Consider the following 19,984-nt stretch of genomic DNA (forward strand, 5'->3'; position numbering starts at 1 on the left):
ATATTATCTATGATGATGTAGAAGAATATCTCGTTCCTACAGCAGAGGCTGGAGTCTTTATGGCAGTTCTTACTAAGCATATTGCAGAAGGTAAGTCTCCATACACAGTTCCTGTTACCGATACACTTATAGCACGAGATTTATTGTACTGTTCACCCGAACATACGAATCACCTTGGAATAAACCTTATTTTAGAAAACATTTTTCCTTCACCAGGTAATGATGTTCCACTTCAGGATATTATAGAATTCAGAATAAGACGACAGGATGAATTAAAGCAATTTAAAGATATAATGAGTAACTACTTTGCAGAAGTATCACGAATCAAAGATGTAACAATCATCTGATTTTTTTACACTCCAGTTGACCCAAATCCACCTTCTCCACGTTCGGTATCATCTAAGTCTTCGCACACTTGTACCTCAACAGAAAGAATAGGTTGTACTACCATCTGCGCTATCTTCATTCCACGCTCTACTTTAAATATTTTCTTCCCATGATTTATTAATATTACTCCGACTTCCCCCCTATATCCTTGATCAATAGTTCCGGGTGAATTCAAAACGGTAATTTGATGTTTAAGAGCTAGCCCGCTACGAGGTCTAATCTGAGCTTCTGTGCCCACTGGTAATTGTATACTTAACCCTGTAGGTATCAATGCACTTTCTCCAGGCATTATTTCTGTATCGATAACAGAAGATATATCTAAACCTGCATCACCGAAATGAGCATATTGCGGCAACTTTGCATTATCATTTAGTAATTTAACTTTTAACTTACTAATCATAGAACTTCCTCCTTAACAACCTTAATTGCCATGAATAATGATATTGCTATAGCTAACATTCCCATAAAAACACCTTTGTCAATAAAAAACAGATATGTTTCTAAAGCAGAACATGCTGGAATAAGTGCAAGTAGTCTAAAGAAGCATAACAAAAACAGTATAACTTGTAAAGTTTTTAAACCATAATATTTACCTTGTGCAAAAATACGATTAATAGCATTTGTTTTTTGTCCAGATATTATAGATGCTTTTGAGTCTTGTAATAATTTAGTATATTTCTTTTTAAATTCATCATAAACATCTTCTTTTATAAAAATAGTTTGTACTTTTCTTAAAAAATTTTTATTACTATCTGTTAATTCTTTGTCAAGAACATCCTCTGATATATTACGAAGAATGTCTACTCTGCTTGCTTGATTATCGTGATCTTTGTCTGCTGGAGTATTAACTTTGTATAATATAAGCGTCACAAATGATTTGTTTACGGGTAATTTAAGTATTAAGTCAGTTGGATTATTTAATGAGATAAGCAGTGGTCCATGCCAATTAGGATCTAAAGTAGTAGAAATATGGCCAAAGCCTTGAGATACAACGCCAACCTTAGAATGGAATGTACCAGCAATTTTCTTAGACACCCAAACAGCTTCTTCTGTCAAAATTAAAACAGTGTCATGTGGCTTTATATTATAAAAGCCATCAATAGCTGGTACTAAATCCTGGGAAGTGAGAGAAAAAACAAAATCAGTTGGGTTAAAGTTATAACCAACTGGTGTTAAATCGTCTTCTCTAAAAGGAAATATAACAATATCTTTATTTAAAGCTTTTCTTATATCTCTATCAGAAAACATAAATTATCCCCTTTTGAGTATACCGCTTTAGTAATGTAAAATACTTCATTCAATTACCAATTCCTCTATTTTTTAGTAATTTAGTAATTTGGTCAGATTGTTTTTAAAAATTGCAGAGATGTGACAAGAGCAAATAACAAATTTTCTAATATGATAAAAATAACCCTTATGGAGCTTACCCAGTAAGCTCCATAAGGGTTATTCTACCGTTGATTTCTACTTTGATTCCTTTACTCCAATTAAATAACGGTTATTAACCCACCCCTGAATTCCAATGCCATCAACACCCCGCCATCGAATAAAAACCCAATCTCCATTCGTATCTATCACCTTAACATTCCATCCAAAACACAGACCACCAATAATAGCTGCGTCAATATTAAGCTCACTTCTAACATTTAATTCACGTACTCGTACTATTTTAGCGTGTTTAAGTTCATCAGGGGAAATACTCGTAAGGGCGTTCTGGTTAGCTTCTTCCATATGGGCAATACGTAATTCCCTAAAAACTTGAATTGATTCAGGAGGATATATGTATGATACAACATCTTTGCAATAGGGCATAATTACTTGTGTGAATATTACGCAAAATAATCCAAATAATGCTTGGTTCTTATATTTTATAATTAACCCACTTAGCTTGTTAACAAACTGAATTAAATCAAATGTAGCTCCGTGAGTAGATTCAATAACAGCAACATTAAGGTCTTGTAATTCTAAATCAGATAATTTACGATCTTCTAGACAATCTTCTAGACTATCATCATAAAGTTTGTTAAATTTATCGAAATCGATTTTATTAAAATCAATACTAATAGAAGCCTGTTGAATTCTTACTAAGACATTATTTATTTGTTCCTGATTAGCGACATAGTATTTAAAAACGGGTTCTAGGCTGGCATTCATTGCTATATGCATATTTGCTGCTGCCATTACTGCGTTCTTAATCCCTTCAGTTAAGGCAGGATTATTATTAATATATCTTTGTATAGCTTGAGCTCCAACAAATATCTAGTATTGAATTTGCAAACAAGTTTCTACTGTAGGAAGAAGTACCTTATTCAAATTATTAATTAAGTTTGATAAATTCTCCAGGTCAAATTCACTCTGCGACATAAATTCTCCTCCTTATCTTAATCTAATTTGATTAATACATTCGAACTCCTGCATAGCTCAGTTGGTTAGAGCGCTTCAAGCATCGTAAAATCTATCTTCCTACAATATCAAAGAAGCGCAGTAGCAACAAAATAGCAACATTTTGATATTTCTAAGTAGTTTTTTAAGCAAAACAAAAAGCAGTACAGAGCTCATGGAGCCTTGTACTGCTTATCATTCTCTATGGTGGGGTTAGGAGGACTCGAACCTCTGACCTCTTCGATGTCAACGAAGCGCTCTAACCAACTGAGCTATAACCCCTTAAGACATTTCACATTATAGTATGAAAAACAAGAGTTGTCAAGCAGCGGCTTATTTATTTGTTATTTTAGCAATAGATAAGCGCCCACAGTCAGCAAAAACAGGCCGGCCAGATCGTTCCATTCCCAGGCCATATGCTCCAAGCCAAAGCCGCCGTAATGGTCAATAATAATGGCCGTCAGCACCTGGCCGACGATAATGGCCGTCGTTGCGTTAGCCATGCCGACTTTGGGTATGCTGGCGGCCACCAGATAGATAATAAATACACTGATCACGCCACCCAGGTATACATACCAGGGTGCTTCCGGCATGGCCGCCAGACTGCCTTTGCCCATTTTAAAGACAAACAGGAGTAGCAGCAAAATGACCGTACCAATAAAATGCACGACAAAGGTGGTTTCAATAAGACCGATTACCTTGCTCAGCGCCGCGTTTAGCGAACCCTGAATGGCCATAAATATGCCCGACAAAAGCGCCAGTAGCAGAGCCAGCATATTATTCGATAAATCCACGCAGCATACACTCCTTTTTAAAAGACCGGCCAGCCTTAAACTCCAAAGAGCAGCCATTACTGCCGGCTGCCTTGAGTGAAACACTGATTCTATTCACGCAGCATTCTGACGGAACTTTGACCGTCTGGTGGCATCAGTAGACCTTGAAGAACTTAACGTTCCTCTAAGTTTAGCTTGATTACCAGCCGAAAACAGCTCTTGCCCCGCCGGCAAGCTCATTAAATCAGCACTTTTCCAGGCTTGCTAAAAGCTTTGACCAGTCAGTTGGCTAAGAAAAAGCGCCCTGCAACTACCGTTTAGGGCGCTTTTCTAGTATGCTTGATTGCAGCGATTTTATCCATTTCAATATGGCTGCTGTCGTTTCCCGGTAAAAAGCGTGCAACTGATGGTCACCGCCCGGTACGGCAACCAGTTCCTTTCTGCCGACAAGCTGTTGATATAAGGTTTCCGCCTGAGCAAAGGGGACGGTCTCATCCTGCGTCCCATGAAGAACAAGAACAGGAATGCCCTTAAGCGAACGGGCAGCCTGCAGCAAATCATAATCGGCAAAGTCCTGGATAAAGGCAGGCGTCAGTGAACTACGGCCATAGGAATCGGTAACGTGTACCGTCTTCCCCGCCAAAAGCCGTTGGTAGTTCTCCTGTAAAGCCAGCCGGAAAGTTTCTTCCAGATTTGATGGTGCCGCCCACAGGCATAGCCCGCTGATTCCCTCCGGCTGCGCCGCAGCATAGGTTAACGCCGCGCTGCCGCCCATACTGCGTCCCAGGAGCACCAGCCTGCTGGCGATCTCCCGCCGGGCAAACGCCGCCACTGCCGCCAGTTCATCAATTTGCTGCGTCAACGGACCAAGAGGAGTAAAATCGAAACGTACCACCGACAAACCCAGCTTCACGACTTCCTCCGCCAGGGCAACCGCCCGGCCGCCGCCTTCCTTGGAACCACGAAAACCATGACAAATAATTAGTACCTGGTTGGAAGTGCCTTCGTGTATCACAACAGGTAATTGCGCATTGGCATGAATAAGCATAATGGACTTCATACATGTCCCTCCCTTCCGGCTTGTTAATAAAATAAAAAAAAAGAAACAGGCACCAGCCTGTCAATCAATAATGTATACAGTTACCTGCTGCCTGCCAAACCGCAGGGCATCGGCATGACTGTCAAACGCTAAATCGATTACGTTACCACGAATTGCTCCGCCTGTATCATCGGCGATAGCATATCCATATCCTGGTATGTATAAACGGGTTCCTAAGGGAATCACATTGGGATCCACTGCAACTAGGCCCTTGCGCAATTGAGTACCACGAGCTGTATAACTGGAATTACCGGGATCAAACGCACTATAGCCGGAGGCCCGCATGCTGATTGAGCGGCTGTAGCGGCTGGTATCCGAGCCGGTGCCGCCACGATTCAGATAAGCAAAGGTTTCGCTGCCGGCAACCCCGTCCACAGCCAATCCGTTGCTGATCTGGAACTCCGTAACCGCCCGGAGCGTCCCATTGCCAAACACCCCGTCAATAGGCCCCTGATAAAACCCGGCGTCAGTCAACAGTTTCTGCAATACCTGCACGTCATCACCACGCATGCCCACTTTGAGCGCCGTATCTCCCGGCGCGGCAAACACAACGGCATGTATGGCAAGCAGTATGCAGACGAACACTGCTGTAAGGAAAAATTTCCTCAATCGTACCACCTCTCTTTACTCGCCCCAAGCTAACTGCCATGAAAAAGACCAGGGCAATATCCCTTGCGGCTTCTGCCTCCGAGGTTAGCTGTCGGGTTAGGGTAAAAGAGAAGGAATAGAGAACCCTTCCGGATAACCGGATTCACCCCTGTATATTTAGTGGTCCCCCCGTACCTATAAGGATTCGGCATTATATATTATAATAATCCAAGCCTTCCCGCCTGTCAATGTCCATGCTTTGGCCTAAATCGCCATATAAAACAGTCAGGGCTTATTCGGCAGGCTGTACATGGTGTTCTTCGGTATAACTCCGATATTTGTCATAAATAATCCGGAGCGTCGTAATCAGCGACTTTTTAGCGCCGCCCTGATAAATCCGGTCAATCAAATGTACCAGTTCATCAACGCCGTCTTTCAGGCTGTAGCCGACCAATGAGTCCGCAATATGCCTTCTGGCCAGTTTAGTAGCCAATGTACAGTCGGCCTCCACAATTTCTCCTGTCGCCACCTTCACCAGAACGACAATTCCCACAACCTTATATATCTCATTGGCGGTTATGCCAATTGGCAATTTGGCATAACCGGAAAACAAAACCAGATCATCACACAATACTTTGCTCAGGATAAACACCACCAAATGTCTTATTCTACACTTAACCGCTTGATCGCTATATTGACATCCTTGACCAATAGACCGGTCATAAACTCAACCACACTCTTTATCCGGCACTGGGCATCATAGACCACTTCCCGGAGCACACTGCCATACCGGACGGTAACATCCAGTGAAATGGATATGCCGGTCTCCCGGTCATGGGAATTTTTTATATTAATTTGCCCGGTTTTACTAATTGAGGTATCATTGGTTGCCACAAAATCCACAATCGAAGCGATGGCCGCATCGGAAATTAAAAGCTTGCCATAATAACTAAAGGTGGGGCGGATAATCGACTTTTCGCCCAGCTTATTTCGCCGCTTGGCCTGGGGCTTCTTAAAGAATATTTCCAAAGGGTCGATCATGTAGCCGGAGAAATGAGGTTTCAATTCAATGGTAGGCACCGGTATGATATGTTTTCCCTCTTTTAGACGGCTTTCCCGCGCTTTGGCGATTTCGGCTTTTGTAGCAATGTCTTCAATAAAAATAGTCTTGCTAATCGACGGCAATTGCAAGGCATCGACAATTTTCTGCACCATGTTTTCCGAAGTGCCCAAGATTAAAATACGGGACGGCCGTACTTCGGCAATAGCCGCCCGTACCTTTTCGGCATGCTCGGGCTCCATAAAAATGGCCCGCCGCACAGCTTTAATCTTACTCGGTTCTTTCTTCGCCGAATAGCCGGCGATAATTTTACTGTCTTTTATCAAAATGCCATCATCAATGATGGCATCCGCGGCATGTTCATGTGCCACGATGAGCGCACGATGACTCTTACCGGTTCCACTCGGTCCCACTAATGCAATTACATCCACTGGCTGCCCTCCAAGCCTGCTCTTAAAAATTCTCTATACATAAAAAATAAACACCTTCCAAGGTGTTGTCAAGTGGGCCTATGGAAATTGTTCTGCACTTGCCGTTCTAACTCGGTTATGCGAGTAGTGTAATGCATAAGTTTACGCGCATACCGGGTGTTATTCCGTAGCAGTTTCTCATTTTGCAATGCCAGCTTTGACAATTGTTCACTTTTTTCTCGTTCCAGCAAGTCAAGCAAATTCATCAGCACCCGCCGGCTTAGCCGGAGTGCCTCGACCTTATCCTCCAGCTCGCGGATGCGAGCCTGCAAGTCTGTAATCAGGCTGACTTCTGTATCCATTAGCATCCTCCTGAAATCTTAGTGGTCCACACCACTACCCCCTCGGGGAGCAAAGATGTTCAGCCAATGACGCCGGTACGGCGACAATACCCAGCGTCTCAGGAAAACGACCGGGAATCCCGTGAAAGTCCGACCCGCCGGTAACAAGCAACCGGTGGCGCCGGGCCAATGCGAGGTATTGTTCTATATGTTCGGCGTCATGTCTGGGATGGTACACTTCCAACCCATCAATGCCAGCCTGGATGACTGCCAGAACAACCTGGTCATCGCCGACCAGCCCTGGATGAGCCAATACAGCCACACCACCGGCCTTTTTGATCAAAGCAATCACACTGGCCGGAGAAAGTTTGTCATGGGGGACATAGGCCGGTCCTCCCGTGGCTAAAAGTTTCTCAAACACGTCACCGACGGTAGGGAAATAGCCTTTGGCCACCAGTGTCTTCGATATCTGGGCACGGCCGATGGAGGTCGCCGCTCCGGCAATGTCCAGCACCTCCTGATAGGTAATATCAAACCCAAGCGCTACCAGCTTTTCAACAATACGCCGGGTACGCGTCCGGCGGCTTTGGGTCAACAGCGTCAGTTGCTCGCTTAACTCCGGTTGGTGAATATCAATATGATAACCTAAAATATGAACCTCATGACCGGGCAGATCGGTGCTGAATTCAATGCCGGGAATCAGCGTCAATGCGTCGTCCGGTGCTAAGTTTTTCTGCTGCTCCAGCAATAAAAGTCCGTCTACCGTGTCATGATCGGTAATGGCGATATAGCGTAATCCGGCTTCCCGTGCCTGCCGTAAAATTTCAGTGGGAGTATAGCGGCCATCGGAAGCGGTAGTATGAATATGTAAGTCTGCCTTCATCAGGCTTCAGCCAGGCTATAAGCCAACTCCACCAGCGTACGCACTCCCACACCCGTACCGCCTTTGGCCTGATCCCCCTTAGCTTTTGTCGTATCCGAAGTACCGGCAATATCCATATGAACCCAGGGAATAGCTTCAACAAAATGACCGATAAACAGTCCTGCCGTGATCATGCCGGCCATTCTGCCGCCGGAATTTTTCAGGTCGGCAATATCGCTCTTGATTTGCTCCTCATATTCCTCGAAATGAGGCATTTCCCACACTTTTTCCCCGGCAGCCGCCGCGGCTGCCTTGACCTGGTTGCACCATTCCGGCTGATTGGTAATAAGCCCGGAGGCGACATTACCCAGCGCCACGACACAGGCGCCGGTCAGCGTGGCCAGATCAATGATTTTCTCAACTTTCTGTTTTACCGCATAAGCAACGGCATCGGCCAGAATCAGCCGGCCCTCGGCGTCGGTGTTGACGACCTCAATGGTTTTGCCGCCAAGGGAGGAAATCACATCACCGGGCTTTACGGCTGAGCCGGACGGCATATTTTCTGTACAGGGCACCAAAGCGAGAATATTAACCGGCAGACCCAGCCGTCCAATAGCGTACATGGCTGCCAATACAGCGGCGCCGCCGGCCATATCACCCTTCATGTCCCCCATATTTTCGCTGGGTTTCAACGAAATGCCACCACTGTCGAAGGTGATTCCCTTGCCGACAAAAGAAACATAGCTGCTGCTTTTTTTATTGCCCGTATATTTTAGTATGATAAACGCCGGCGGCTGCACGCTGCCCTGAGCCACCGCCAGCAAGGCGTGCATGCCCTGTTTCTCCATGGCGCCTTTATCCAGTACAGTAAGCTCCATCCGGCCTTCCTTCGCGATCTGAGACGCATGCCAGGCCATTTTGGTGGGAGTCATGACCTGACCGGGATGATTGACCAAATCCCGGGCCAGGCTTATGCTTTCCGCAATGATTTGTGCCTTTTCCACTGCAAGGCTAAGTTTGGCGATATCCGTCTGGCTCTCGGCCAACAGGCCCAATTCCGTCACACAGACTTCTGCCTTAGCCTTTTTCTCCGTTTTATAATAGTCAAAACTGTATAAGCCAAGCAAGCTGCCCTCTACCATCGCCTGCACCGCGTCAGGCAGGGTCTCCTCTCCCCGGTACAAGGCGGCCAGTACCCGCCGGGCATTGGCCTTTTGGGCCGCCCGGATAGCCGTTCCCGCCGCCTGGCGGATTTTCCCGGCCGTCAGCTTCTCTTTGTTGCCCAGGCCAATGAAAATAATATGTTTAGCGGCCAATTTCCCGCAGGTATAGAGTGAATGGATCTCGCCAAATTCACCGCATTTCGGCTGGCGGCTGAGCAGTTCAGTGACATAGCCTGCCAGTGCCTTATCAATTTCCTCCAGATACGAGCCACTTACCTTCATATTCTGATACAGCCCGACAAGCAGGCTATCACAAGCCACTTGCCCCAGCTGCTCTTTTATTTCCACGTAGATATGCATCGTCTCACTCCTATAGCGTCAGTTCGACCGGTGTGCTTCCACAATGGCCTGTTACGTTGCCACAAGGTGAAGAAAATCACCGTCAGGTTTCTTTCCCCAACACCCGGCTATATAGAATAGTATGCCATATTTTGCAAAGATAAAACAGTAAAACCTGTTCAACAGAACAGGTTTTACTCATATTAGCTATTAGCGCGGCTCTACGATCAATTTCATGGCGGTACGTTCTTCTCCGTCAATCAGGATATCGGTAAAGGCAGGGATGCAGATGAGATCAACACCGTGAGGAGCTACAAAACCTCTTGCAATTGCTACTGCTTTAACTGCTTGATTGAGAGCGCCCGCACCGATGGCCTGAATCTCTGCACCACCACGTTCTCTAAGCACTCCAGCCAAGGCGCCTGCTACGGAATTAGGATTGGATTTTGCTGATACCTTCAAGACTTCCATGTTTAAGTACCCTCCTTTAATTAAAACGCAAAGTTAAAGTCCTATTTTATGTGGTATTCGTTACCTGACCAAATAATTCCTTTTTTATTTGGAAATATTTTATAAATTTAACAAAGCGAAAAAACGGAAGCATTTAGAAAAATACACCCGTTTCCTGATCCCTGTCAAAAGCGGACCGCTATTTGTTAAACACCAGCACACGTCCGTCCTCGCGGATACCGATTAAGCTTTGGACAATTTCTTTTTGCTTCATGCTCTGCAGCATGTTGTCAATCAACTCTTCCTGAATTAAGAGATCTTCCTCCAGCATGGCTTCATTATGATCGGTAATCAGCCGGTCCTTGAGCCGTTCTCTGAGCAGAGTGATCATCAGGGCAATTTCGCCCTTGGACAGCGTATGCACATCGCGAAGAATGGTCACCATAGCCACCTGATCATACTTGTTCAGTTGAATCTCCGCCGTCGTCACACTAACGCCTTCCAGCATATGATAGGCCAGCACACTGTTGAGCATCACCTGTTCCAGGGCGGCAAACTCCTGCGGGGAGGGAATGGATGACAGCAAAAAGGTCATCTTTAAGGAATCCTGCCGCGGATCAAAATTTATCGTTCCAATCTCGGGATAACGTACCAGGATCGAAATAAGTAAGTTCACACCATCGGAAATTTGTTCATCATCTTGCCGATATTTTGGCATTGTAAGGTCACCGTCCACTCCATCATATAAAATAAAAGCTATGAGAACATGACAGCTACCAGTTGATAGCCATATAGAGGAAAAAGCAAGCCAGATCACTGTAATTCATCATGCAATGTAATAAATTATTCTCTAAGTAATGAGTAAATCCTTCTTTTCCGTAGTTTCAATTACTGGAAAGAAGGATTAGGGCGTCAAACTAGCTAAATCCACAATTCCCTTTACAGATTCTTTTACGCAAGGCCCCGTTGCCGTCGATTTGCATATATTCGCTATGCGTACTTCCTTAACCTTGCTCTGCAAAAAAAATTTCGCAAATTCAATTTGCACTTTCAAAGTAGCTGGACCACTAACAAAAATTAAAAACGACCCCTGCAAGAGGTCGTTTGAGTTTACTTATTTAGCGTAATCAACCGCCCGTGTTTCACGGATGACAGTAACTTTAATCTGACCGGGATACTCTAGTTCGCTTTCAATCTTCTTCACTATGTCCCGTGCCATACGAACAGAAGTCAAATCATCAATTCTATCCGGTTTAACCATAATGCGTATTTCGCGACCGGCTTGAATGGCGAAAGATTTCTCAACGCCTTCAAAACTTTCCGCAATTTCTTCCAGCCTCGTTAACCGTTTCAAATAACTTTCCAGACTTTCCCTCCGCGCCCCAGGACGGGCAGCAGATACAGCATCAGCAGCAGCTACCAATACTGCTTGAACCGTTTTCGGTTCCTCATCCCCGTGATGAGCGGCAATTGCGTTGATCACTTCAGCCGATTCCCGGTACTTTTTAGCCAAGTCAGCCCCGATCGTGACATGGGGGCCTTCTACTTCGTGGTCCACAGCTTTACCAAGGTCATGCAATAAGCCGGACCGTTTCGCCAGCATAACGTCGACACCCAGTTCGGCGGCCATAACCCCGGCCAGATGGGCCACTTCAATAGAATGCTTAAGTACATTCTGTCCGTAGCTGGTACGGTACTTCAAACGTCCTAACAAGCGGATGATTTCCGGATGCAGTCCATGTACGCCCGTTTCAAAAGTAGCCTGTTCACCGGCTTCTTTGATTTTTTGTTCCACTTCTTTTTGGGCTTTTTCCACCATTTCTTCAATCCGGGCGGGATGAATTCTACCATCGGTAATCAGTTTTTCCAGGGCAATCCGGGCAACCTCCCGGCGAACGGGATCAAAACCTGACAAGATGACGGCTTCCGGTGTATCGTCAATAATAAGGTCGATACCGGTCAGTGTTTCCAAAGTACGGATATTGCGCCCTTCACGGCCAATAATCCGGCCTTTCATTTCATCGTTAGGCAATGCTACAACCGATACGGTGGTTTCCGCCACATGGTCGGCAGCACACCGCTGTATTGCCAAGGAAATAATCTCGCGGGCCTTCTTGTCCGCTTCCTCTTTCGCCTGTTGCTCCAGTTCCTTAATCATCATCGCTGTTTCGTGTTTGATTTCTTCCTGTGCGTTGGCCAGCAGTAAGGTGCGGGCTTCTTCTGAAGACAAACCGGACAGTCTTTCCAGCTCAGTCAGTTGCTTCGCGTATAAATCATTAATTTTTTCTTGACTTTTATCTAACTCAGCCTCTTTACGACTAAGAATTTCTTCTTTTTTCTCGAGAGAGTCTATTTTCCGGTCAAGATTCTCTTCTTTTTGTAATAATCTTCTTTCCAGCCGTTGCAGTTCCGTACGACGTTCCCTGGTTTCACGTTCCAGTTCACTGCGGTGTCTATGAATTTCTTCCTTGGCTTCGACTAACGCTTCTTTCTTTTTCGCTTCGCCGGTCCGTTCCGCGTCTTCCAGTATCTTTTTGGCCGCTTCTTCGGCTGAGGCAATTTTGGCTTCGGCGATCTTTTTGCGTATAACATAGCCAATTCCGGCACCCACAAATCCTGCAATGACGGCTATCAGAATGACTTCAAAAATGTCGATGGTTTTCCACCTCCTTGTGTGTATTTTTGATAAGGGTAAAGCCGAGCAATGTTTACTCGGCTTTTAAAAGTTTCTTCACCTATTTGCTTCCCCTATAGCAAAAGGACTCTTAAAAGTTCGGCCAAATCTACGGTAGCTGCAAGATCAAGCAACTTAATTGTAAAGCTTTTTGAATTTAGTGTCAAGTTAGCCAAACTTTAAAATATATGCAATTACGTTCAACTTATTCAAATTGTGCAAAAACCCTGCTAATCGTGGAATCAGCAAAGCCTCGCGCCGATAAAAAGCGAGCTACTTTTTGCTTTTGCTCCCCTGTGGGCGGACTGACAAACTTGGCGGCAACCAGCCGCAAGGCCCGCTCATATTCTTCCTCAAAATCATAGTCGCCGGTAATCTCACTGATAATCGCTTCGGCCAGCCCCTTTTGGGCAAGTTTGAACCGGATGGCCCGAATACCGTACCGCCCGGTCCGGTTGAGCTGCTCGTACAGATTCCGGGCAAAGGCGTTGTCATTGAGATAGCCCCGCGCACTGACCCGCTCCACGGCAGCCTCAATATCCTCCGGCTCATAGCGGCCGAGATTCAGACGACGCATCAGTTCCTGCCGGCTGTAATCCCGGCGGGACAGCAGGTATATTGCCTGCTGCAGCGCATTCCGTTTACTCGGCACCGGTTATTTCCTCCACCTCATCCGGCACTGTTACCTTAACCGCCGACAGCCCAAGCCGCTCCCGGATCTTGGTTTCAATCTCGGCAGCTATAGCCGGATTCTCTTTCATAAATTCTTTGACGTTTTCCCGGCCCTGGCCCAGACGGTTATCGCCATAGGAATACCAGGCACCGCTCTTATTGATAATATCCATCTCACTGCCAAGATCAACGATGCCGCCTTCACGCGAAATCCCTTCGCCATACATGATATCGAATTCCGCCTGTTTGAAAGGAGGCGCGATTTTATTCTTAACGACTTTTACCTTGGTACGGGTGCCGACAATATCGTTGCCCTGCTTGAGCGGTTCGCCTTTTCTCACTTCCAGACGTACCGAAGAGTAGAATTTCAGCGCCCGGCCGCCGGTGGTCGTTTCCGGATTGCCAAACATGACGCCGACCTTCTCCCTGATCTGATTGATAAAAATAGCCGTAGTCCGTGATTTGCTGATGATCCCGGTCAGTTTCCGCAAGGCCTGTGACATAAGGCGCGCCTGCAGGCCGACATGGGAATCACCCATATCACCGTCGATTTCCGCTTTGGGCACCAAAGCGGCTACCGAATCCACCACCACGACGTCAATCGCATTGCTTCTCACCAGCGCTTCAGCAATTTCCAGCGCCTGTTCGCCGTTGTCAGGCTGAGAGATAAGCAGGTTGTCTATATCAACGCCCAGTTTCTTGGCATATACCGGATCCAGGGCATGCTCAGCATCAATAAACGCAGCAAAACCGCCGGCCTTCTGGGCCTGAGCAATCACATGCAGCGCCACCGTTGTCTTACCGGAAGACTCTTGTCCGTATATTTCGATGACTCTGCCCCGGGGAACGCCGCCAGCCCCCAAAGCCGCATCCAGGGCAATCGAGCCGGTGGGGATGACTTCCACATTCATTTTGGCCGCCGCCTCACCCAGCTTCATAATCGCCCCTTTGCCAAAATCCTTCTCTACCTGTTTAAGTACACTCTCGATCGCCTTCAATTTATCCATGCGGCACATCCTCTCTCCTACTAATACTTTTATTCTACAAACATCTGTTCGGTTTGTCAAGTATTGCCTGCGTGTCCCGGCCACCGGATCTCTAGAGCAAGTTCTGCCGCGGCCGGCAGACAAAGCCCAAAAAAAGAGAGCCGCAGCCCTCTTCTTTGGTTAACGGCCCTTGGCCGGTTCCACATTCACTTTATAACCCTTGATGGTGTTCTTGTGCATAACCGAAATAACCCGTTCGGCTACATCTTCCGGCACCTCGACAAAGGTGAACTTCTCGTAGATGTTGATCACGCCGATCCGGCTACCCTGAATATCGGCTTCACTGGCAATGGTCCGCACAATATCCTCGGCCCGTATTTTCTGCGCCTTGCCGGCGTTGATAAACAGCCGTACCATGCCCGGCTGACCGCCGGTGTTGGCGAAATTAGGCGCCGAATCCTCACTGTCCGGCTTCTCTTTAAAGCCTTCCTGGAACAGTTTTAATGCGGCAGCGGCAATATCCAGCGGATCATAATCGGCAGCCAGCTCCGATACGATGGTATGGTAGTCGCTGAAACCACCTTGCTCAACCATACGGTTAATCCGCCCCTTCAGCAGATCTCTCTGGCGCTCCAGCACATCGGCCGGCGAGGGAAGCTGTTTGCGAAGAATCCGGGTCTTGGCCAGATTTTCGATCAGTTTCAACTGACGGTACTCGCGGGGACCGATAAAGGTAATGGCAATGCCCTTCTTGCCGGCCCGGCCGGTACGGCCAATCCGGTGTACGTAGGACTCATGGTCCTGCGGTATGTCATAATTGATAACATGGGTCACATGATCAATATCAAGACCCCGGGCAGCCACATCGGTAGCAATCAGGATCTCCAGTTTGCCGTCCCGGAATTTTTTCATAACCTTGTCGCGCTGGGACTGGCTTAAATCGCCGTGTAGTCCGTCAGCCATAAAGCCCCGGCCCTGCAGCGACACCACCAGATCATCAACGCCGCGTTTAGTCCGGCAGAAAATAATCAGTTTATCGGCATCCTCCAGATCGAGAACCCGGCACAAGCCGTCCAGCTTATCCCTGGTTTCATAATAAACCTGATCAATAAGCGGCACCGTCAACTGTTCTTTGCTGATGGTAACCGTCTTAGGGGTTTTCATATATTTAGCGGCCAAAGCGGCAATCGGTTTGGGCATGGTGGCGGAAAACAGCAGCGTCTGGCGGTCTTCGGCAGGGATGTGCTGCAAAATGGCTTCAATGTCGTCGACAAAGCCCATATCCAGCATTTCATCGGCTTCATCCAGCACCAGCATTTTTACGGAGTTCAGCTTAATGGTATTGCGGCGGATGTGGTCAAGCAGACGTCCCGGGGTGCCGATAGCCACCTGCACGCCAAAGTGCAAGGCCCGGATTTGCCGGTCAATTGACTGCCCGCCGTAAATAGGCAGCGTTTTTATACGACGGAATTTACCGATCTTAGCCAGTTCCTCCGACACTTGGATGGCTAGTTCGCGGGTGGGGGTGAGCACCAGCGCCTGAATTTGCCGGCTGTCGGTAACCCGTTCCATCATCGGTATGCCGAAAGCGGCCGTTTTGCCGGTGCCTGTCTGGGCCTGACCAATGACGTCATGTCCCTCCAGCACCATCGGTATAGTTTTTGACTGAATAGGCGAAGGTTCTTCAAAGCCCATATCCGCAATAGCGGAATAGATTTTTTTGCTCAGTTGAATATCGCCAAATAGACTGTTTGTTTCTTTCAAATGTGTATCCTCCTTAGTAACCTATGTTTCTAAATATTTTCTTATCAGATTCAGCACGGTGTAAGCCGTACGTTCTTTGATGTACGTCCGCTCACCGCTGAAATTGAATTTATAATGCTCGCTGCCGCGCGGCCCGTCAATGGCCACATAAACCAGTCCGACCGGCTTGTCGCTGGTATCACCGCCGGGACCGGCAATGCCGGTGATGCCTACGCCAAGATCGGCGCCAAACCGGCGGCGGATGCCGCCGGCCATCTGGAGGGCCGTCTGGCAGCTCACCGCGCCATGTTCCCTGAGGGTGGCCTCAGCCACACCGACTTGAGACATTTTTATGCTATTATCATAGCATACCACCGAGCCTAAAAGATAGCTTGAACTACCGGGCACGTCGGTGATCCGGCTGGTCACCAGGCCACCGGTGCAGGACTCGGCTAAAGAGATTTTCATTTTTTTCTCTTTGAGAGCCTTGCCGACAGCCTCAGGCAGAGTCACGCCGTCCACGCCGAATATATATTCGCCAATTCGTTGGTTTAAGTTTTCCTCCAATTTGGCAATTAAAGCGGTAGCCGTCGGCTTATCCGCCGCTTTAGCCGTAAGGCGCACGATAATTTCGCCGCCCGGCCGGACGAGTAGAGCCAGCGTTGGGTTGGTCTGTTTCGTGATGTAGTCGCGGATGCGTTCTTCCAGGGCCGATTCACTGATGCCATATGTATGCAGAACCCGGGAAACAATGGTTCCCTGCCCGCCATAACGCTTGGCCAGATACGGGGCAATGGCGTGAGAAAACATGCTTTCCAATTCGCGCGGCGGTCCCGGAAGATTGATAATGGTCTTGCCATTGTCTTCCAGAATAACACCCGGCGCTGTTCCCCAGTCATTGTCCACAACGATGGCTCCTTCCGGAATCATCGCCTGCCGTTCATTGCTTTGGGGCATGACCATCTGGCGGCGGGTAAAGACCATGCGGATTCGTTCCAGACTGGGCTCATGGACATACATGGCACGGTTGAACAGGCTTGCCGTCACTTCTTTGGTAATATCACCCTGCGTGGGTCCCATACCGCCGGAAGTGATCACTATATCGGCCCGTTCCAGCGCCGTTTGTAAGACGTGGGACATTCTTTCCCGGTTATCGCCAACCGTGGTCTGGTACACCACGTCAAAGCCCATTTCATTGAGTTTTGCCGCCAGATAAGGCGCATTGGTATTGAAAATTTGTCCCAGCAATAATTCGGTTCCGGTAGTTACTATTTCCAGAATCATAATACTACCTCCTCACAGTCAGCCGTGTCAGCTCCGGCCAGCACGCGGCAAACCCTATTAGTAGAAAATTTTTCCTTACAAAACAAGCAAAAGAAAATAGCAGGACAGAGCCGCCCACTATGATTAGGAAACTACTGATTTAATGAGCCTGTCTACCTGGCAAGAGATTTTTTCGCCTGGCAAGAAAATAAAGCCGCAAGAATAACCCAGCTATTTCAAGGCTTTGCTGTCACAATCAGGCGGAAAAAGATCCGTCTGACGCGCTGCGAAAATCAGTAGTCCCCTAGATTATCCTACAGTTTTTCCGCCACTACATCATACGTAAAGCCCTGCGCCACTTTTGCCTTGATAAACTGACCGACCTTTACACCGGCGGCATTCTCCACAAACACCTTGCCGTCCACATCGGGAGCTTCGCGGTACGAACGTCCTGCTATCGTGCCCGGCGTCTGCTCGTCGATGCTTTCCACCAGAATGTCCAGCACCTGCCCTTCCAGATTACGGTTTAATTCCTCCGAAATCTGACATTGCAGGGCCATTAACTGATGATACCGCTCCTCTTTCACTTCCTCCGGCACCTGCCCGGGCAAAGTGGCAGCCGCCGTCCCGTCTTCACGCGAATAGGTAAAGATGCCGACACGGTCGAATTTTTGCTCGGCCATAAACTCCTTCAGCGCCGCAAAATGTTCTTCCGTCTCGCCGGGAAAACCGACGATAAAAGAGGTGCGAATAGCCACACCGGCAATGCGTTGGCGCAGTTTAGCCAGCAATGTTTCCAGATCACTGCGGCTGTCTTTACGGTACATGGCCTTTAAGATATCGTCATGAACGTGCTGCAGCGGCAAATCAATATATTTGCAAATCTTGGGCTCCGTTGCAATCAGTTCGATCACTTCATCGGTAAAGTAGTTCGGATAACAATACAATAAGCGGATCCAGACAATTTCCTCAATCTTAACAAGCTCTTTTAATAGTGTATCCAAATACGCTTTGCCGTATAAGTCCCGACCATAGCTGGTTGTATCCTGGGCGATTAAATTTATTTCCTTAATGCCCCGCGCCGCCAAAGCGCGGACTTCGCCAACGACGGACTCCACCGGCCGGCTGCGAAAAGACCCGCGCACCTGGGGAATGACGCAATAAGAACAGCAGTTACTGCAGCCTTCCGCCACCTTCACATAGGCACTGTAAAAAGGGGTGGCATTGATTCGCGGCATGGTTTCATCGTAAATCGTATTGGTTGCATCCACCAGCAGCACCCGCTGGCCCTGCAAAACGGCCTCGACGGCCTCATTGATCCGGTGCCAGGCACCGGTGCCGACAATGGCATCCACTTCCGGCAATTCCTGCAAGAGGTCTTCCCGGTACCGCTGCCCCAGACAGCCCGCCACAATCAAACCGCGGCATTTGCCTGTTTTTTTATAGTCGGCCATCTGTAATATGGTGGAAATCGACTCTTCCTTGGCCGAGTCGATAAAACTGCAAGTGTTGACAATTAAAATATCCGCCTCGGACGGCTCGTCAATAATTTGAATCTGTCCGGCCGACAGCATTCCCAGCATTACTTCGGTATCTACAAGATTTTTGGCACAGCCTAGGCTGACAAACCCGGCTTTTAGCATGAACGTTCCTCCTAAACTTACATGAACATAATAAGGTAGTTATTGTTTTGTATTCAAACGCACGGTTTGCACCCATTTATCCAAGAGCTGCTTCTGCTGCTCCTGGTTTACCAGCTTATTTTCCAGCAGTTTCAAATTCTTGGTGTCATAGCTTTTATAAGCCGGAATTTCCGGATTAGTAGGCACAAAATACAGTTTGTTTCTTTGCAAGGCGGCCTGGGCATTTTCCTGTGTCAGCCAGTTGATGAACAGCTTGGCTTCTGCCTGCTGCGGCGCGTCTTTAATCAGGCCGGCACCGGTCAGCAAATAAGCCGTCCCCTCTTCCGGATGAATAATGGTTAACGGAAAACTATCTTTTAGATAGCGCATGGCTTCGCTTTGCACCGCAATGGCAATATCCACTTCACCCAACCCGGCCATACGCACCGGTGTAGCTAAAAATTTGGCATATTGGACGATTTGCGGATGAAGCTGCTTCAAAAAGGTTAAGGTTTGCTGTTCCCCTTGATTAGACATCAGCGTATACAGAAGGTTAGCCGATGATTCTGAGGCCAGAAAATCCGTTATGCCCACCCGGACGGTGTTGACTTTAGTTAAATCGGACCACTTAGCCGGGGGCTGAGGCATCTTTTTCAAAAAATCCTGGTTGGCGACAAATACGATGGGATCATACCAGATACCTGTCCAAAAATTATCCTTGTCAATGAACCGGGCCGGAATAATATCCAACTGCTCCGATGTATATGGCATCAACAAATTGGCCGCCTTAGCCTGCTCTAATAGTGCTCGGTTCGCCAAAATCAGATCGGCCTGGGGCTTCTCTTTCTGGCTGTTTGCCCGCACTAACAGATCGGCCTCGGACAGCGGCACGATGTTGACTCGTATTTCCTGTGATTTTTCAAAGTCCTGTGCAAGCGGCTCTATCTGCTCCAGTGGTAAGGAAGTATATACGGTAATACTTTTGATATCTTTGGCCTGTTGTTTACCGGCCTGTCCGGTCAGATAGGTACTGCCCGACACTACGGCGATAATCAGCAGATAGGAAACAAACAGGACCGATAGATAACGTCGCATGGTTTACCTCCAATTTAACTTAAATACAAAACAATATAACTATACTCTTTATTCTTTCGTCATGCAAGAAAAAAT

21 protein-coding genes, 1 tRNA gene and 1 riboswitch are annotated in these 19,984 nt (G+C 47.4%); of the genes, 1 reads left to right on the top strand and 21 read right to left on the bottom strand.

Going from position 1 to position 19,984, the window contains the following annotated elements; genetic code table 11:
* Nucleotides 1–59 precede the first annotated feature (59 nt).
* On the top strand, nt 60–347 hold the full coding sequence (locus BMW43_RS05990) for a DUF6236 family protein (RefSeq protein WP_091744779.1): 288 nt from the start codon (nt 60–62) through the stop codon (nt 345–347).
* 5 nt (nt 348–352) lie between these two features.
* Here the strand turns inward: BMW43_RS05990 and dut are convergent, their stop codons facing one another.
* From dut to BMW43_RS06095, 21 genes are all read right to left on the bottom strand, one after another.
* A complete protein-coding gene (dut, locus tag BMW43_RS05995) occupies nt 353–787 on the bottom strand; it encodes a dUTP diphosphatase (RefSeq protein WP_091744781.1) in 435 nt (144 codons plus the stop codon).
* Nucleotides 784–1,635 carry a dCTP deaminase/dUTPase family protein gene (locus BMW43_RS06000; RefSeq protein ID WP_091744783.1) on the bottom strand — a complete coding sequence of 284 codons (852 nt, stop codon included), beginning with the start codon at nt 1,633–1,635 and terminating at the stop codon, nt 784–786. The genes dut and BMW43_RS06000 overlap by 4 nt, the downstream gene beginning before the upstream one ends.
* 216 nt (nt 1,636–1,851) lie before the next feature.
* A complete protein-coding gene (locus tag BMW43_RS06005; RefSeq protein ID WP_091744785.1) occupies nt 1,852–2,568 on the bottom strand; it encodes an SH3 domain-containing protein in 717 nt (238 codons plus the stop codon).
* Nucleotides 2,569–2,974: 406 nt separating this feature from the next.
* A tRNA-Val gene (locus tag BMW43_RS06010) sits at nt 2,975–3,051 on the bottom strand.
* Nucleotides 3,052–3,113: 62 nt separating this feature from the next.
* Nucleotides 3,114–3,563: a DMT family transporter gene (locus BMW43_RS06015; protein ID WP_091744787.1), complete on the bottom strand. Its 450-nt coding sequence runs from the start codon at nt 3,561–3,563 to the stop codon at nt 3,114–3,116.
* Between the two features lie 289 nt (nt 3,564–3,852).
* The gene (locus tag BMW43_RS06020) at nt 3,853–4,602 is read right to left on the bottom strand and encodes an alpha/beta hydrolase family protein (protein WP_091744789.1); all 750 of its coding nucleotides are present in this window, start codon (nt 4,600–4,602) and stop codon (nt 3,853–3,855) included.
* 60 nt (nt 4,603–4,662) lie between these two features.
* Nucleotides 4,663–5,250 (bottom strand): 3D domain-containing protein, encoded by a 588-nt coding sequence (locus BMW43_RS06025; protein ID WP_245732241.1) that lies wholly within the window; start codon nt 5,248–5,250, stop codon nt 4,663–4,665.
* A gap of 57 nt (nt 5,251–5,307) precedes the next feature.
* Nucleotides 5,308–5,450, bottom strand: a riboswitch (cyclic di-AMP (ydaO/yuaA leader).
* A gap of 71 nt (nt 5,451–5,521) precedes the next feature.
* Nucleotides 5,522–5,884, bottom strand: coding sequence for a DUF3870 domain-containing protein (locus tag BMW43_RS06030; RefSeq protein WP_245732247.1), 363 nt, complete (start codon nt 5,882–5,884; stop codon nt 5,522–5,524).
* A gap of 8 nt (nt 5,885–5,892) precedes the next feature.
* Nucleotides 5,893–6,720: an Asp23/Gls24 family envelope stress response protein gene (locus BMW43_RS06035; RefSeq protein ID WP_091744791.1), complete on the bottom strand. Its 828-nt coding sequence runs from the start codon at nt 6,718–6,720 to the stop codon at nt 5,893–5,895.
* A 68-nt stretch (nt 6,721–6,788) separates the two neighbouring features.
* Entirely contained in the window at nt 6,789–7,061 is a 273-nt protein-coding gene (locus BMW43_RS06040; protein WP_091744792.1) for a translation initiation factor 2, read from the bottom strand.
* Between the two features lie 34 nt (nt 7,062–7,095).
* Complete coding sequence (locus BMW43_RS06045; RefSeq protein ID WP_091744793.1) at nt 7,096–7,923, bottom strand: PHP domain-containing protein; 828 nt, start codon at nt 7,921–7,923, stop codon at nt 7,096–7,098.
* Nucleotides 7,923–9,425: a leucyl aminopeptidase gene (locus tag BMW43_RS06050; RefSeq protein ID WP_091744795.1), complete on the bottom strand. Its 1,503-nt coding sequence runs from the start codon at nt 9,423–9,425 to the stop codon at nt 7,923–7,925. Before BMW43_RS06050 ends, BMW43_RS06045 begins: the two co-directional genes overlap by 1 nt.
* 189 nt (nt 9,426–9,614) lie before the next feature.
* Nucleotides 9,615–9,875 carry a stage V sporulation protein S gene (locus tag BMW43_RS06055; RefSeq protein ID WP_054260323.1) on the bottom strand — a complete coding sequence of 87 codons (261 nt, stop codon included), beginning with the start codon at nt 9,873–9,875 and terminating at the stop codon, nt 9,615–9,617.
* Nucleotides 9,876–10,053: 178 nt separating this feature from the next.
* Nucleotides 10,054–10,572 (bottom strand): hypothetical protein, encoded by a 519-nt coding sequence (locus tag BMW43_RS06060; protein WP_091744796.1) that lies wholly within the window; start codon nt 10,570–10,572, stop codon nt 10,054–10,056.
* 396 nt (nt 10,573–10,968) lie between these two features.
* On the bottom strand, nt 10,969–12,486 hold the full coding sequence (gene rny / locus BMW43_RS06065) for a ribonuclease Y (RefSeq protein WP_091744798.1): 1,518 nt from the start codon (nt 12,484–12,486) through the stop codon (nt 10,969–10,971).
* A 247-nt stretch (nt 12,487–12,733) separates the two neighbouring features.
* A complete protein-coding gene (locus BMW43_RS06070) occupies nt 12,734–13,180 on the bottom strand; it encodes a regulatory protein RecX (protein WP_091744800.1) in 447 nt (148 codons plus the stop codon).
* The gene (gene recA, locus BMW43_RS06075; protein WP_218140616.1) at nt 13,170–14,207 is read right to left on the bottom strand and encodes a recombinase RecA; all 1,038 of its coding nucleotides are present in this window, start codon (nt 14,205–14,207) and stop codon (nt 13,170–13,172) included. The genes BMW43_RS06070 and recA overlap by 11 nt, the downstream gene beginning before the upstream one ends.
* A 159-nt stretch (nt 14,208–14,366) precedes the next feature.
* Nucleotides 14,367–15,950 carry a DEAD/DEAH box helicase gene (locus BMW43_RS06080; protein ID WP_245732242.1) on the bottom strand — a complete coding sequence of 528 codons (1,584 nt, stop codon included), beginning with the start codon at nt 15,948–15,950 and terminating at the stop codon, nt 14,367–14,369.
* A 21-nt stretch (nt 15,951–15,971) separates the two neighbouring features.
* The gene (locus BMW43_RS06085; RefSeq protein WP_091744803.1) at nt 15,972–17,213 is read right to left on the bottom strand and encodes a competence/damage-inducible protein A; all 1,242 of its coding nucleotides are present in this window, start codon (nt 17,211–17,213) and stop codon (nt 15,972–15,974) included.
* Nucleotides 17,214–17,506: 293 nt separating this feature from the next.
* Nucleotides 17,507–18,835, bottom strand: a complete 1,329-nt coding sequence (gene rimO / locus BMW43_RS06090) for a 30S ribosomal protein S12 methylthiotransferase RimO (protein WP_091744805.1) — start codon at nt 18,833–18,835, stop codon at nt 17,507–17,509.
* 39 nt (nt 18,836–18,874) lie between these two features.
* Entirely contained in the window at nt 18,875–19,909 is a 1,035-nt protein-coding gene (locus BMW43_RS06095) for an ABC transporter substrate-binding protein (protein ID WP_091744807.1), read from the bottom strand.
* Nucleotides 19,910–19,984: the final 75 nt, after the last annotated feature.

Source organism: Propionispora vibrioides (genome assembly GCF_900110485.1).
In the GTDB taxonomy this organism is placed as follows: Bacteria; Bacillota; Negativicutes; order Propionisporales; family Propionisporaceae; genus Propionispora; species Propionispora vibrioides.

Bases quoted from the DNA above. Each gene is read 5' to 3' on its own strand.
- BMW43_RS05990 (WP_091744779.1), top strand. From the start codon at position 60: ATGGCAGTTCTTACTAAGCATATTGCAGAAGGTAAGTCTCCATACACA.
- dut (WP_091744781.1), bottom strand. From the start codon at position 787: ATGATTAGTAAGTTAAAAGTTAAATTACTAAATGATAATGCAAAGTTG.
- BMW43_RS06000 (WP_091744783.1), bottom strand. From the start codon at position 1,635: ATGTTTTCTGATAGAGATATAAGAAAAGCTTTAAATAAAGATATTGTT.
- BMW43_RS06005 (WP_091744785.1), bottom strand. From the start codon at position 2,568: ATGGCAGCAGCAAATATGCATATAGCAATGAATGCCAGCCTAGAACCC.
- BMW43_RS06020 (WP_091744789.1), bottom strand. From the start codon at position 4,602: ATGAAGTCCATTATGCTTATTCATGCCAATGCGCAATTACCTGTTGTG.
- BMW43_RS06040 (WP_091744792.1), bottom strand. From the start codon at position 7,061: ATGGATACAGAAGTCAGCCTGATTACAGACTTGCAGGCTCGCATCCGC.
- BMW43_RS06045 (WP_091744793.1), bottom strand. From the start codon at position 7,923: ATGAAGGCAGACTTACATATTCATACTACCGCTTCCGATGGCCGCTAT.
- BMW43_RS06050 (WP_091744795.1), bottom strand. From the start codon at position 9,425: ATGCATATCTACGTGGAAATAAAAGAGCAGCTGGGGCAAGTGGCTTGT.
- BMW43_RS06055 (WP_054260323.1), bottom strand. From the start codon at position 9,875: ATGGAAGTCTTGAAGGTATCAGCAAAATCCAATCCTAATTCCGTAGCA.
- BMW43_RS06060 (WP_091744796.1), bottom strand. From the start codon at position 10,572: ATGCCAAAATATCGGCAAGATGATGAACAAATTTCCGATGGTGTGAAC.
- recA (WP_218140616.1), bottom strand. From the start codon at position 14,207: ATGGATAAATTGAAGGCGATCGAGAGTGTACTTAAACAGGTAGAGAAG.
- BMW43_RS06085 (WP_091744803.1), bottom strand. From the start codon at position 17,213: ATGATTCTGGAAATAGTAACTACCGGAACCGAATTATTGCTGGGACAA.
- rimO (WP_091744805.1), bottom strand. From the start codon at position 18,835: ATGCTAAAAGCCGGGTTTGTCAGCCTAGGCTGTGCCAAAAATCTTGTA.
- BMW43_RS06095 (WP_091744807.1), bottom strand. From the start codon at position 19,909: ATGCGACGTTATCTATCGGTCCTGTTTGTTTCCTATCTGCTGATTATC.